Below are 12,289 nucleotides of genomic sequence, written 5' to 3'. Positions count from 1 at the left end.
CTTGGCCGGCGCGGCCCCGCTGACAGGCACAGGCGGCTCAAGAACTCAAACACTCCTACAGACCCTGCGCTTTCCGGTCACTGTCAGACTGTTCCCGAAGCACCGCCACGAACTTCTCGGCATGCGACGTTCCGTTGTCGAAGCGTGAGCGCACCACGCTGGGGGTGAGCTTGATCTCCTCGGCCAGCGTCAACACCTGCAGGTCGGCCCAGGCCAGGCCCGCCACCGTGTACTCGTCCACCATCGCGATGCCCGCGCCCGCGCGCACCAATGCGCAGGCCACGTCCGTCTGGTGGATGTCCACGTGCGGGTGGATGGCGACGTTGGCCTTGCGGCACGCGGCGGCCAGGATCTGTCCGAAGGCGATGCCGGGATCGTGCACGATCAGCGGATAGCGCGCCAGATCGGTGAAGCTGACCTGGCGCTGCTGTCCCAGCTCGTGGCCGCGCGGCACCACGCACACCATGCGTCCTTCGTCGAATGGTTCGGCTTCCAGGTTGGCGTGTTCCACGGGCAGCACCGACACGGCCAGGTCGACCTTGTTGCTCAGCACCTCTTGCGCCATGTCGGCCAGCAGCGTTTCATGGAAATGCAGGCGGATGTCGGGATAGCGCTTCATGAAGCGCGTGATGGTGCGCGGCAGCAGCCCCTTGCTCAGGCTCGGGCTGGCGCTGATGCGCAGCATCCCGGAGGGCCCCTTGGCCAGGTTGCGCGAGAACGCATCCACGCGCAGGGCGTGTTGATAGAAGTCCTCGACTTCGCGGAACAGGGCGGTGCTCTCGGGCGTGGGCACCAGTTTGCCCTTGACCCGGTTGAACAGCTTCAACCCCAACGTCTGCTCGGTATGCGCCACCAGCCGGCTGACGGCGGGTTGCGAGATGAACAGCAGTTTGGAGGCCCCGTTGATCGAGCCGGTCAGCATCACGGCTCGGAACACTTCCATCTGGCGCAGGCGAAAGTTCATGGTCGTCATGGGTCTTGTGCGCGGACTGGATCGGTGCGCGGTGCCTGCGCCGGCTTGGCCGCGCGGCATCGGCCGCGCGCCGGATGACGCTGTCAATTCTGCCATAGCCGTCCGGCATGCGGGCCCGCGCGCCGGACTGGGCGAGATCCACAGTTTCTGCGACGCGTACCTCGCCGAGGAAAAGAGGATCGCCGGCTTCTGCCGGCGGGATGACCCACAACCGCGACTGCCACGTGCGCATCGCCGCGCCTGCCGCAACGTCCACATCCAGCGCTTCGCCCAGCCGATGCGCGACCCTGCGCCGCAGGTCCGCGGTTGCGTCTGTTCCATCGTGACCTTCCACCGCGGGCCGCAATTCAACCTGTAGCGGCACGCCCGCCGCGCGGGGTAAGGCGGACGTCAGGCCAGGGTGTAGGCCGTCTTCACCGTCGTGAAGAATTCCTGCGCGTACTGCCCTTGTTCGCGCGGGCCGTAACTGGATCCCTTGCGGCCGCCGAAAGGCACGTGATAATCCACGCCCGCCGTCGGCAGGTTGACCATCACCATGCCGGCTTGCGCGTGCCGCTTGAAATGCGTGGCGTGCTTCAGGCTGGCGGTGGCGATGCCGGCGGACAGGCCGAACGCCGTGTCGTTGGCCACGTCCAGCGCTTCCTCGTAGCCGCGCACGCGGATCACGCTGGCCACCGGCCCAAAGACTTCCTCGCGGTTGATTCGCATGGCCGGCGTGGTGTCCGTGAACAGCGTGGGCGTCACGAAATAGCCGGGTTTGCCACTGCCCGTATGACAGGTTGCGCGGCTGCCACCCACCGCCAGGCGCGCGCCTTCCGCCCGCGCGATCTCGATGTAGCGCAGGTCCTGTTCCTGCTGGGCCGCGCTGGCGGCCGGACCGATCTGCGTGTCCGCCGCGAGGGCGTCGCCCACGCGCAGCGAGGCCATGCGCTCGGTCATCGCGGCCACGAAGCGGTCGTGGATGCCGTCGGTGACGATCAGCCGGCTGGAAGCCGTGCAGCGTTGCCCGGTCGAGAAGAACGCGCTCTGCACGCAGAGCTCCACGGCCTGGCCCAGATCGGCATCGTCCAGCACCACCTGCGGGTTCTTGCCGCCCATCTCCAGTTGCACCTTCTTGCCATGCTGGGCGCATTGCACCGCAATGCGCCGGCCCACATCGACCGAGCCGGTAAAGCTGATGGCCGCGATGCCGGGATGCGTGACCAGGGCATCGCCCATGACGCTTCCGCGTCCCATTGCCAGGTTGAACACGCCCGCGGGGATGCCGCTGCGATGGATGATCTCGGCCAGCGCCCAGGCCGAGGCGGGCACCAGGTCGGCGGGCTTGAAGACCACGCAGTTGCCGTAGGCCAGGGCGGGCGCGATCTTCCAGGCGGGGATCGCGATGGGAAAATTCCAGGGCGTGATCAGGCCCACGACGCCCATGGGTTCCCGCGTGATCTCCACGCCCACGCCGGGCCGCACGGACGGCAGCAGCTGGCCGGCCAGGCGCACGCACTGCGCGCCGAAGTAGCGGAAGATATAGCCTGCGCGCGTGACCTCGGCGATGGCCTCGGGCCGGGTCTTGCCTTCCTCGCGCGCCAGCAATTCGCCTAGCTCGTCGCGCCGCGCCAGGATCTCGGCGCCGATACGGTCCAGCGCATCGGCGCGGGCCTGCACGCCGCCGGTGGACCAGGCGGGAAAGGCGGCCTGCGCGGCCTGCACCGCCGCCGACAGTTGCGCGGCGTCGGCCTGCGCGTACTCGCCGATCATGTCATCGGGATCCGAGGGATTGCGGTTGATTCCATAGTGGGCGCCGCGCACCCAGGCGCCGCCGATCAGGTTGTCGTGGGCCATGTCAGTTCACCCGGGTCAGCAGCGGCTTGCCGGCCAGATGCTGTCCGGCGTTCTCCAGGAAACGCACGACCGACGCATGGATGGCCTGCGGCGAGATGCCGCCGATGTGCGGCGTCAGGACCGCGTTGTCGAATTCCAGCAGCGCGGCGGGCGGCACGGGCTCGTTCTCGTAGACGTCCAGCGCGGCGGCGAAGATACGCTGGTCGCGCAGCGCATCGGCCACGGCCTGCGTGTCGACCAGCGTGCCGCGCGCCACGTTCACCACGACGCCCTGCGGGCCCAGCGCGTCCAGCACCTCGCGGTTGACCACGTGGTAGGTGGCCTTGCCGCCGGGCGCCGCGATGACCAGGAAATCGCACCAGCGCGCCAGCGACACGATGTCGTCGAACCACGCGAAGCCCAGCTCGTCGCGCCGCGTGCGGCTGTGATAGCCGATCTCCATGTCGAAGCCCAGCGCGCGGCGCGCGATCTGGCGCCCGATGGCGCCCAGGCCGAAGATGCCCATGCGGCGTCCCGAGACGTGCGGCGGACGCGGGATGTCGTCGCGCCACAGGCCGTGGCGCACGCCCGCGTTCAGGAACGGCAGCCTGCGGATCGCCGCCAGCAGGATGGCCATGGCGTGATCGGCCACCGCCGCGTCGTTGGTGCCCGCGGCATTGCACACCGGAATGCCGCGTTCGCTGGCCGCGGCCAGGTCGACGTTCTCGAAACCCACGCCCACGGTGCAGATCAATTCGAGCTTGGGCAGGGCCTCGATCTCGCTGGCCAGCAGGCCGTTCGTGCCATTGGTCAGCACGAAGCGGATGTCCTGGCCCCGCTCGGCGATCTGCGCGGCGCCCCTGCCGCGGTCGGCGCCCAGCTTGTCGTTGGGCGCATACAGCATGTCGAAGCGTTCGGATACCAGCGCGCGGTGTTCTTCTGAGAGGAATACGAGAACGAGCAACAGAGGTTTCATGGTCTACGTGTCGGACTGAAGAAAGGGGTCGGGACTCGTGGCGACGTCAATCGATACGGGCGCCGGAGACCTGCACCAGCTTGCCCCATTTCTCGATCTCGCTGTCCACCACTTTCTTGAACGAAGCCGGATCGCTGCCCACCGGAATCGAACCCTGGTCGGCCAGCGTCTTGCGCACCGACGCGTCCTGCGTCACCGAGCGGATGGCCCCGGCCAGTTTGTCCGTGACCTGAGGGGGCGTACCGGCCGGCGCGAAGACCCCATTCCACAGCACGACCTCGTAGCCGGGCAAGGCTTCGCGCACGGCGGGCACGTCGGGCAGGCGGGGCGAGCGTTCCTGCGTGGTCACCGCCAGGGCGCGCAACTTGCCGCCGTCGATGAAGGGCAGTACCTCGACCAGTGGCGCGAACACGGCCTGTATCTGGCCTGCCAGCAGGTCGGTGTTGGCCGGCGCGCCGCCCTTGTACGGCACGTGCGTCATGTGGCCCTGCGCCATGTTGTTGAACAGCGCGCCCGACAGGTGCTGCGAGCTGCCGTTGCCGGCGGAACCGTAGTTCACCGGCCCCTTGTCGCCGCGCACGTAGCTCACGAACTCGCTCAGGTTGCCCGCCGGCATGTCCTTGTTGACGACCAGCACGTTGGGAATCAGCGCGACCTGCGACACCGGCACCAGATCCTTGCGTACATCGAAGCCCATGTTCTTGTACAGCGAGACGTTGGTGGTCATGGTGCTGGTGGCCAGCAGCAAGGTGTAGCCATCGGGCGCGGCCTTGGCGACCAGCGCGCCGCCGATGTTGCCGCCCGCGCCGGGGCGGTTGTCCACCACCACCGGCTGGTTCAGCTCCTTGCCCAGCCGTTCGGCCAGCAGGCGCGCGGTGGCGTCCGTGCTGCCGCCGACGGCGAAGGGCACGATCAGGGTGATGGGGCGCGTGGGCCATTCGGCGGCATGCGCGGCGGAGCAGGCGAACAGGGCCGACGCGAGCATCGGCAAGAGGCGGGCAAAACGAGTCATGGGTTGTCTCCGTTACGTTTTTATTGATTCAGCGGGGCGCCGGCATGCGTGGCCGGCCGCCTCCGCGGGGCGCGCGTTCAGCGCTGGCCGTCGCCGACCGAGATCTTGTCCGCGCGCAGGCCGCCCAGGCGTTCATGCACGCGGCCGCCGGTGGACACGACCAGGGCGTACAGTAGTTCGTCGGGGCGCGGGCCGTCGATGGTGCCCACGTCCAGCGTGCTGAAGTGGCTGCGCACGTAGCAGGCCTCGATGTGATGCAGCGGAATCTGCAGGCGCGTGCCGGCCGACGCCACGACCTTGGCGGCGGGAACGATGGACTTGGCCTGGGGCAGTTCGGCGCGCATCGACCAGCCGCCGGCCTCGTGCCAGATGGCGCCGTGCTCCAGTTCGCCGTTCAGGCCCACGATGGCGCCCTTGCCGTAGGCCTGCACTTTGTCCGCGCCGCCCACGGCGGCCAGCAATTCGGGCACCAGCATCTTGGCCAGTTCCGTGGCGTCCTTGACCAGTTGGGACAGGTCCTCCACGTAGCGGCCCGCGTAAGGGTTCCGCAGCACCACGGCCAGCGAGGCCATCTTGATGGGCTCGGTGCGGGCCGGGCCGCCTTCGTGGTAGATGCTCTCGACGTTCAGCAGTTTCTTGCGGATCTTGATGAGGGACATGTCTTGCTCCAGGTTGTGTGCGGGGCTCGCCCGCCAGCGAGCGAACCCGCCGGCCCGGGCCTGGCCCGCGTCGGTACGTCTATCGGAAAGGTGAGGAAATCAGTCGGGCTTGGCGCCGAATTCCACGCCGGCCCAGCGCTCGATGTGGCGGATGGTGGCGGCGTTGTCCAGCTCGCCGTCGCCCTGGCTGATGGCGAAGGCCAGGAACTGGCGCGCGACGGGATTGACGCGCATGGGTACGCCCAGCCGCTCGGCCTCGTCCATGCACATCTTCACGTCCTTGTGCAGCAGCGTGGTGGTGAAGCGCACGGGGAAGCTGCGGTCCAGCACGCATTGGGGAATGCGTTCGAGCGTGGCGAACGAGCGGCCGCTGGAGACGTTGATCACGTCCAGCATGGCCTGGGGATCCAGGCCGGCCTTCACGCCGTACACCAGTGCCTCGGAGCTGGCGATCAGGCTGGTGGCGTACAGCGTGTTGTTGATGATCTTCATGGTCTGGCCCAGGCTCGGATCGGCGCCCAGATAGAAGATGTTCTTGCCGATGACACGCAGAAGAGGCTCCACGGTCTTGAAGGCGGCTTCCGGGCCGGCCGGCATGACGGCCAGCGTGCCTTTCTCGGCATTGGCGGTGCCGCCGCTGACGGGCGCGCCCACCAGCGCGATGTTGCGCTGCCGCAGCAGCGCATCGACTTCCTGCGTCACCGTGGGACCGGTGGTGGACAGGTCCACCACGATCCGGACCTTGCTGCCCTGGGCGACCTCGGCCGCCACGTCGGCCACGACCTTCGGCATGGGCAGGCACAGCAGCACGATCTCGACCTGCGAGGCCAGTTCGCGCGCATTGGCCATGGCGATGGCGCCCTTGGCCGTCAGCCGTTCCACGGCGGCCGCGCTGCGGTCATGCACCCGCAATTCATGGCCGGCGGCCAAGAGGCGCGTGGCGAAGTGCACGCCGATGTTGCCTACCCCGATCAAACCTATTTTCATGATGCGGCTGTCTCCATGTCCGCCTCGCTTTCAGCGCGAGGTCAATGCCGACATGGTAGGAACGGCGCCGCCTCGCGGCCAGTGCCGATTCGGCCGTGGGATATAACCTTCGGTTAATCGTTGGGGGGAAATCCCGCACGAGGCGCACGGACGCCGCCGGCCGACGGTCGAGAATCGGCGGTTGCCATCCGCGCGGATGGGCGCTTTCAGCGCCGCGTATCGGTCCTTGCCCATCCCGGCGCCGCCACCGCCCGCAGCACCACGCAGCCGTACAGCACCATCGCCAGCGCCGTCATCGCGAACAGTCCCCCGAGCGATCCCGTGAGCCGCAGCACGATCCACCCCCCAACCACCGCCACCGCCAGCCGGATGACACCGGCCAGCAAGGGCCACATCAGCCGGCCCGCGCCCTGCGAGGCGAAGTACATGGCGAAGCCCATCGAGAAGAATCCATAGAAGGGACCCACGATGTGCAGGTAGGTGCTGCCCGCGGCCAGCATGCCCGGATCGTCGCCGAACAGGCGCAGCCAGGCGTGCGGCCACAGCGCGGCGGCGATGCCCAGGCACTCGCCCAGCGCGAAGGCGATCGCGCCGCCGGTCAGCGCCGCCCGCACGGCGCGTTGCGGCTGGCCTGCGCCGATGTTGGCCGCCACCATGGCGACCATCGGCGCGCCCAGCCCGAAGGCGATGGGAATCAGCAGGTACTCGAGCCGCGCCGCGGTGCCGAAGCCCGCCAGCGCCGCCGTGCCCGCATACGCACCCACCAGCGCGGTGACGGCCGCGATCAGGCCGTTGGTCAGCAACGGATTCAGCGCGGCGAAGCCGCCCACCGACAGGATGTCGCGCAACAGCGCGCCCCGCAGCGGCCCGCGGCGCAGGCGCGCGGCGTTGCGGCCGCTGGCGCAGTACCACGCCAGTACCGCCGCGCCCAGGCCGTAGTAGCACAGCAGCGCCCACGCGCCGCCCGCGATGCCCAGCGCAGGGAAGGGGCCCAGCCCGAAGATCAGGCACGGCGACAGCGGCACCACCAGCAGCGCGCCGCCGCAGATGACGGCGCCCGGCACCATCATGTTCCCGGTGCCGCGCACCGTGCTGGCCAGGGCGTTCATCAGCCACATCAGCACGACGCCGCCGAACAGCACGTCGGAATAGGTCAGCGCGGCGTCCAGCGCCGCGCCATGCGCCCCCAGCGCGGTGTAGATCTGCCGGCCCAGCAGAAGGAACAGCGCCGTGAACAGCAGGCCCAGGATCAGGTTGATGACCAGCGCGTGCAGCACCAGGCTGTCGGCCGTCTCGTGCCGGCCGGCGCCCAAGGCCCGGGCCACCGCCGACGAGATGCCGCCGCCCATGGCGCCCTGCGACATGTTCTGCATCAGCATCAGCAACGGCGTCACCAGCGCCACGCCGGCCAGGGCATCGGTGCCCAGCCGCGAGATGAACCAGGTCTCGACCAGCGCCGCGCCCGACTGCGCCAGCAGCATCAGCAGGTTGGGCCAGCTCATGCGCAGCAGCGTGGGCAGGATGGGGGCCTGCAACATCGCGTTCAGCCGCGGGTTGTGGGGCTTGGCGGCCATGGGCGCCGCGGCGGGGGAGGCATTCACGCGTGAGACCTCGGAGAGGGAAGGGACGTTGATCGAAGCAAATATTGGTATATACCAGTATTATTGAATCGCGTTGTTTGATCCGTCAATCGTGTCGACGCATCCGGCTGCGCTCTGCCCCGCCGCGCGAGGCCATCGCTGGCAGAATGGCGGTGATGGGCGAGGCGGGCGCCGCCCGGTAGCGCCCCGTAGCCCCCGTAGCCAGGAAATTCCATGGACGACACCGACGCGCTGCGAGTCAGCATCTGCACCAATTCCGCGCTGCGCCGGGCCACGCGCCGCGTCGGCCAGCTGTACGACGACGCGCTGGAGCCCGTGGGCCTGCGCGCCACGCAGTATTCGATCCTGTCGCAGATCGATCGCGCGGGCGGCGCGCCGCTGGTGGGGCGCATGGCCGAGCTGCTGGTGATGGACCTTTCCGCGCTGGGCCACACGCTGCGCGCGCTGCAGAAAGAAGGCCTGGTCGAGGTGACTCCCGACGAGCACGACCGGCGCAGCCGCCGCGTGCGGCTGACCGCCGCCGGCCGTGCCAGGTTCGAGCAGGCGCAGGTGTTGTGGAGCGGCGCGCACCAGCGCTTCGAGGCCGCTTTCGGCGCGGAGCATGCGGGGCAACTGCGTGCCGTGCTCGATGTGATCGCGTCCCCCGGGTTTGCCCAACGCTTTCGTGACGGAACCTAGGCGCGCCCGGAACGCCAGCGGGCACCCGGGACGAGGCGCCTGCTGAAGAACCCGGCCGTTGCCTGGAAACGGGCCCCGTGGCGGCTGTCGGACCCGGCGCTGGCGGCTGGCGCGTGCCGAGCACGGGGGACGGCGTCAGCGCCGGCACTCGCGCCGGTCGGGATCGCGATCGCAGCGGTCCTTGCGAGCGCGGTCGGCCATGATCTGCGCGTCCCTTGCAATATCCGTCGTCATCTGGGTGCGTTCGAGCGAATCCCGTTGCTGGGTGTCACGCCGATGCTGTTGTTCGAGCATGCAGGCCGTATAGGCCGGCGAGCCGTAGGAAGCGCCATAACTCTGGCAGGTGCTCGCGTCGGTCTGGAGGTTCATCTGTCGACGCTCCGCGCCCGACATGCACCCTGTCAGGACCATGCCCTGCAGGGCCATCGACAATGCGCATGCCATGACGCGACGATGTTTGACGGCAAGAGGTTGCTGCATTCCGTGCTCCTTTCTGGATTGAGTCGTGGCCGCCCTCGGCAGCCTGCGTCCAGTTAATCAGCGCAGCGTTGTCGCAACATTGTCTGGATTCGGAAAACGCCGGCAACCTCCAGGGCCTATTGCATCGGCGAGAAGCCCAACGCCGACGCGACGCTGTTGGCGCCGTTGTAGACCCCGTGCAGGACCACGCAGGGCCAGATCGATCTCGTGGCGCGAAAAAGCAGCGCGGACAGCAGGCCGACCATGATCGCGACAGGCAATATCACGCTGACGCCGTGCGCGAGTCCGAAGATGAGTGAACTGACGACGACGCCCGCGAAGGCGCCATGGCGGTTGAGCGCATTCGCCACGACGCCCCGGAACAGGATTTCTTCCCCGAAGGGCGTCAGGATGGCGCCGCCCAGGAACGAGGCCATGAACGGGAGCGCGCCGCCCCGCGCCGCTGCGTGCAATATGCTCTGCGGGTCATCGGCGCCGAACCCTGCCATGTAGGCGAACTGGATGGCCAGATTCAGCCCGTAGCCGGCGATGCCCATGCCGGTCGCGACGATTAGCCAGCGGCGCGGTGCCCTGACGAATCCGAACGGGTGCAGCGACCGTATCCGCAAGCCGCACGCGGCGGCGAAGGCGCCCACGCCGACGACGCCTCCCGCCGTCGAGCCGACCACGCCCAGAAGCACGGGGTCGTTGGCGGGCAGCCATCCCATCAGCAAGCCGAAGAGGAGCAGAAGCACGCCATAGGCCGCCAATCCGGCCAGCATTTCGGGCCAGCCGGGCCCTTTCCATCGATCCACGTCGATCATGACACCTCACGAATGACCAGAGGGCATGTGCCGGCAGCGGCTTGCCGCGGATCTCCCCGTTGGACAAGGCAGGCGCGGCGACGGCCGCCGGCGTCGCCCGGTCCCGATAGCATCGCTGGACAACATTGCGCCAACCTTGGCTGCGGCGGGCTCAATGGGCCGAAGGAAACTCCAGTCGCAGGAGCGCGCCACCGCCGGGCGCTGTCGAGAGGGTGACGCGGCCGTGGTGGTGATCCATGACCTGCTTGACCAGGCTCAGGCCGAGCCCCGTGCCGGAATCGCGCGGCCGCAGCCGATGGAAGGGTTCGAATACCCGCTCGTGCTCTTCTTCAGGAATGCCGCACCCGTTGTCCTCGACTTCCAGGCAGGCGCCGCGTATGCGCACGATCACCCGATCGCCGCCATGCTCCACGGCGTTCTGTATGAGATTGGTCAGCACGCGCGCCATCGATCCGGCGTTGCCCACGATCTCTGCGGGCCGTTCGACGCGGACCTCGATGGCCTTGTCCGCCGCGATCAGCACGGGCGCCAGGTCGGCGGCGACCGTGCGTGCAAGCATCGCCAGATCGATCCGTTCGGTCGGCGCCCCGTTGTCCAGCCGATGCAGGTCGAGCAGTTGCTCGGCCAGATTCGCCAGGCGCGAAACGTCGGGCAGCAGGCTCCGCATGCCTTCGTCGTCCGCGGCCTCGATCTTCATCCGCAGGACGGCGATCGGAGTGCGCAGTTCATGGGCTGCCGAAGCGATGAAGCGGTTCTGCCGCTCATAGCCCTCATCGAGGCGGCCGAGCGCCGCGTTGAAGGCGCGAACCATCGGACCGATCTCGCGCGGCACATTGTCCTCGGACAGCCGGATGCCGCGGCGCTGTGCGTCGATCCGCTCCGTTTCGTCCGCGGTCTTCACGATGCCGGCCAATGCGCGCCTGACGATCCATGGCGTCGCGAGCACGGAGACGAGCGCCAAGGCGAGAAAAATGGCGACTGCCACGACGTTCGACGCCATGGTGATCAGCGCCGAGAAGGGCTGGACGCGGCCATGCGCGATGATGTTCATGTCGCCCGCCGGACCGGAGGTCTGCCGCACCACGGCGGAAAGCGTATAGGGCGCTGCCTGCCCGCGCAGGTCCGCGGAGGAAAGCTGGTCGAGATGGGGCACGAGCGCCGCGAGCGCCGGCGGCACCTGGCCGAAGGAGACCACGAGGCCGTCGCCGAGCCGGGCCGCGAACCAGAGATTCGGCGCGTCTTCCCGCAGTTGTGCCAAGGCGGGCGTCATGTTCACGGCGGCATTGCCGGCCGCATCGCGGACGATCGCGTCGGCGGCGATTCTCACGACCGACTCGTCGGCGTACATGCCGTCCAGCGCCGAGTTGACGAAGAACAGGACGAAGCCGATGGCGGCCGCCGCGATCGCCAGAAACTGCAGAATGAGCTGCCTGGCGATGAGGCGTGCCTTCAACGAAGGCTGGCGGCGCTCATTCCTGGGAGCGCGGCGCGTCAAGCCGCGTCTCTCAGCAGGTATCCCACCCCTCTGACGGTGTGGATCTCGACGCCGGCGCCTGCATCGCCCAATTTCCGGCGCAGGCGCGAGACATGGGAGTCGAGCGTGTTCGACTGGATCGAGTCGTCGAAGCCGTACACGGCTTCTTCCAGCATCTCGCGCAGGACGGTACGGCCGCGGCGGCGCACCAGCGCGGTCAGCACGCTCGCTTCCCGCCTTTGCAGTTCCAACTGCTTGCCGCCGACCCATGCTTCGCCGTAGGCCAGGTCGAACACGAGTCCACCGACAGTCACCTCGTCCGGCGCCAGCTCGTTCGGGCGCCGCCGCACCGCGCGCATGCGAGCGAGCAGTTCTTCGAGTTCGAAAGGCTTGACCAGGTAATCGTCGGCGCCATCGTCCAGTCCGGCGACGCGGTCGGCCAACTCGCCGCGGGCGCTCAATACGATGATCGGCACGCCCGGCGTGTGCTTGCGCAGCGGCCGGATCAGGGCCAGCCCATCGCCATCGGGCAACGTGCGATCGAGCAGGACGATTTGGTGCGTGCCTGTGCGCAACGCTACGCTGGCCTGCGCGATGTCCGGCACCCAGTCGACCACGAAGCGGTCGCGTTCCAGGGCGCTGCGCAATGGCTTGGCGAATTCCGCCTCGTCTTCAATCAGCAGGATCCGCATGGTTTCCTCCAGGAGCCCGGAAGGACACGGCCCTGGCGGGCCATCTCCAGCGTCGGGCATGACAGCCTTTCCGGGTAGCAGAGCCGACATCGTAAGGTAAAAAAAGGGCGTACGTCCTTCGACGCACGCCCTTCAAAAA

13 protein-coding genes are annotated in these 12,289 nt (G+C 68.3%); 2 read left to right on the top strand and 11 right to left on the bottom strand.

All coding sequences use genetic code 11. The features are described from left to right. Positions 1-55 precede the first annotated feature (55 nt). Complete coding sequence (locus A6745_RS11960) at positions 56-964, bottom strand: LysR family transcriptional regulator (RefSeq protein ID WP_066127264.1); 909 nt, start codon at positions 962-964, stop codon at positions 56-58. On the opposite strand from A6745_RS11960, the gene A6745_RS11955 reads away from it, so the two are divergent. Then, complete coding sequence (locus A6745_RS11955; protein WP_066127261.1) at positions 963-1,331, top strand: hypothetical protein; 369 nt, start codon at positions 963-965, stop codon at positions 1,329-1,331. The two genes, A6745_RS11960 and A6745_RS11955, sit on opposite strands and share 2 nt — an antisense overlap. A 32-nt stretch (positions 1,332-1,363) precedes the next feature. Here A6745_RS11955 and A6745_RS11950 read toward each other — a convergent pair whose 3' ends face one another. From A6745_RS11950 to A6745_RS11925, 6 genes are all read right to left on the bottom strand, one after another. Beyond that, positions 1,364-2,809, bottom strand: coding sequence for an aldehyde dehydrogenase family protein (locus A6745_RS11950; protein WP_066127260.1), 1,446 nt, complete (start codon positions 2,807-2,809; stop codon positions 1,364-1,366). A 1-nt stretch (position 2,810) separates the two neighbouring features. Further along, on the bottom strand, positions 2,811-3,764 hold the full coding sequence (locus A6745_RS11945) for a 2-hydroxyacid dehydrogenase (protein ID WP_066127256.1): 954 nt from the start codon (positions 3,762-3,764) through the stop codon (positions 2,811-2,813). Between the two features lie 46 nt (positions 3,765-3,810). Then, on the bottom strand, positions 3,811-4,776 hold the full coding sequence (locus tag A6745_RS11940) for a Bug family tripartite tricarboxylate transporter substrate binding protein (RefSeq protein ID WP_082853032.1): 966 nt from the start codon (positions 4,774-4,776) through the stop codon (positions 3,811-3,813). Between the two features lie 77 nt (positions 4,777-4,853). After that, entirely contained in the window at positions 4,854-5,435 is a 582-nt protein-coding gene (locus A6745_RS11935; protein ID WP_066127252.1) for an amino acid synthesis family protein, read from the bottom strand. A gap of 99 nt (positions 5,436-5,534) precedes the next feature. Then, complete coding sequence (locus A6745_RS11930; RefSeq protein ID WP_066127246.1) at positions 5,535-6,422, bottom strand: NAD(P)-dependent oxidoreductase; 888 nt, start codon at positions 6,420-6,422, stop codon at positions 5,535-5,537. A gap of 206 nt (positions 6,423-6,628) precedes the next feature. After that, positions 6,629-7,960 carry an MATE family efflux transporter gene (locus A6745_RS11925; protein ID WP_066128756.1) on the bottom strand — a complete coding sequence of 444 codons (1,332 nt, stop codon included), beginning with the start codon at positions 7,958-7,960 and terminating at the stop codon, positions 6,629-6,631. 276 nt (positions 7,961-8,236) lie between these two features. Between A6745_RS11925 and A6745_RS11920 the strand changes: the two genes are divergently transcribed. Further along, positions 8,237-8,701 carry a MarR family winged helix-turn-helix transcriptional regulator gene (locus A6745_RS11920; protein ID WP_197488142.1) on the top strand — a complete coding sequence of 155 codons (465 nt, stop codon included), beginning with the start codon at positions 8,237-8,239 and terminating at the stop codon, positions 8,699-8,701. A gap of 135 nt (positions 8,702-8,836) precedes the next feature. Here the strand turns inward: A6745_RS11920 and A6745_RS11915 are convergent, their stop codons facing one another. The 4 genes from A6745_RS11915 to A6745_RS11900 form a co-directional block, all read right to left on the bottom strand. Beyond that, positions 8,837-9,181 carry a hypothetical protein gene (locus A6745_RS11915; protein ID WP_066127243.1) on the bottom strand — a complete coding sequence of 115 codons (345 nt, stop codon included), beginning with the start codon at positions 9,179-9,181 and terminating at the stop codon, positions 8,837-8,839. A 116-nt stretch (positions 9,182-9,297) separates the two neighbouring features. Further along, on the bottom strand, positions 9,298-9,984 hold the full coding sequence (locus A6745_RS11910) for a CPBP family intramembrane glutamic endopeptidase (protein ID WP_066127238.1): 687 nt from the start codon (positions 9,982-9,984) through the stop codon (positions 9,298-9,300). A 151-nt stretch (positions 9,985-10,135) separates the two neighbouring features. After that, entirely contained in the window at positions 10,136-11,479 is a 1,344-nt protein-coding gene (locus tag A6745_RS11905; RefSeq protein ID WP_066127235.1) for a sensor histidine kinase, read from the bottom strand. Then, positions 11,476-12,150: a response regulator gene (locus tag A6745_RS11900; protein WP_066127233.1), complete on the bottom strand. Its 675-nt coding sequence runs from the start codon at positions 12,148-12,150 to the stop codon at positions 11,476-11,478. Before A6745_RS11900 ends, A6745_RS11905 begins: the two co-directional genes overlap by 4 nt. Positions 12,151-12,289 lie beyond the last annotated feature (139 nt).

Origin of the sequence: Bordetella ansorpii (genome assembly GCF_900078705.1) — a bacterium.
Classification (GTDB): Bacteria; Pseudomonadota; Gammaproteobacteria; order Burkholderiales; family Burkholderiaceae_B; genus Bordetella; species Bordetella ansorpii_A.
Note: the sequence above shows the minus strand (reverse complement) of the source record. Positions and strands in the feature narration are given on the sequence as shown.

Excerpts from the sequence above, each read along its gene's own strand:
- A6745_RS11955 (WP_066127261.1), top strand. The coding sequence starts at position 963 with ATGGTCGTCATGGGTCTTGTGCGCGGACTGGATCGGTGCGCGGTGCCT.
- A6745_RS11960 (WP_066127264.1), bottom strand. The coding sequence starts at position 964 with ATGAACTTTCGCCTGCGCCAGATGGAAGTGTTCCGAGCCGTGATGCTG.
- A6745_RS11950 (WP_066127260.1), bottom strand. The coding sequence starts at position 2,809 with ATGGCCCACGACAACCTGATCGGCGGCGCCTGGGTGCGCGGCGCCCAC.
- A6745_RS11945 (WP_066127256.1), bottom strand. The coding sequence starts at position 3,764 with ATGAAACCTCTGTTGCTCGTTCTCGTATTCCTCTCAGAAGAACACCGC.
- A6745_RS11940 (WP_082853032.1), bottom strand. The coding sequence starts at position 4,776 with ATGACTCGTTTTGCCCGCCTCTTGCCGATGCTCGCGTCGGCCCTGTTC.
- A6745_RS11935 (WP_066127252.1), bottom strand. The coding sequence starts at position 5,435 with ATGTCCCTCATCAAGATCCGCAAGAAACTGCTGAACGTCGAGAGCATC.
- A6745_RS11930 (WP_066127246.1), bottom strand. The coding sequence starts at position 6,422 with ATGAAAATAGGTTTGATCGGGGTAGGCAACATCGGCGTGCACTTCGCC.
- A6745_RS11925 (WP_066128756.1), bottom strand. The coding sequence starts at position 7,960 with ATGTTGCAGGCCCCCATCCTGCCCACGCTGCTGCGCATGAGCTGGCCC.
- A6745_RS11920 (WP_197488142.1), top strand. The coding sequence starts at position 8,237 with ATGGACGACACCGACGCGCTGCGAGTCAGCATCTGCACCAATTCCGCG.
- A6745_RS11915 (WP_066127243.1), bottom strand. The coding sequence starts at position 9,181 with ATGCAGCAACCTCTTGCCGTCAAACATCGTCGCGTCATGGCATGCGCA.
- A6745_RS11910 (WP_066127238.1), bottom strand. The coding sequence starts at position 9,984 with ATGATCGACGTGGATCGATGGAAAGGGCCCGGCTGGCCCGAAATGCTG.
- A6745_RS11900 (WP_066127233.1), bottom strand. The coding sequence starts at position 12,150 with ATGCGGATCCTGCTGATTGAAGACGAGGCGGAATTCGCCAAGCCATTG.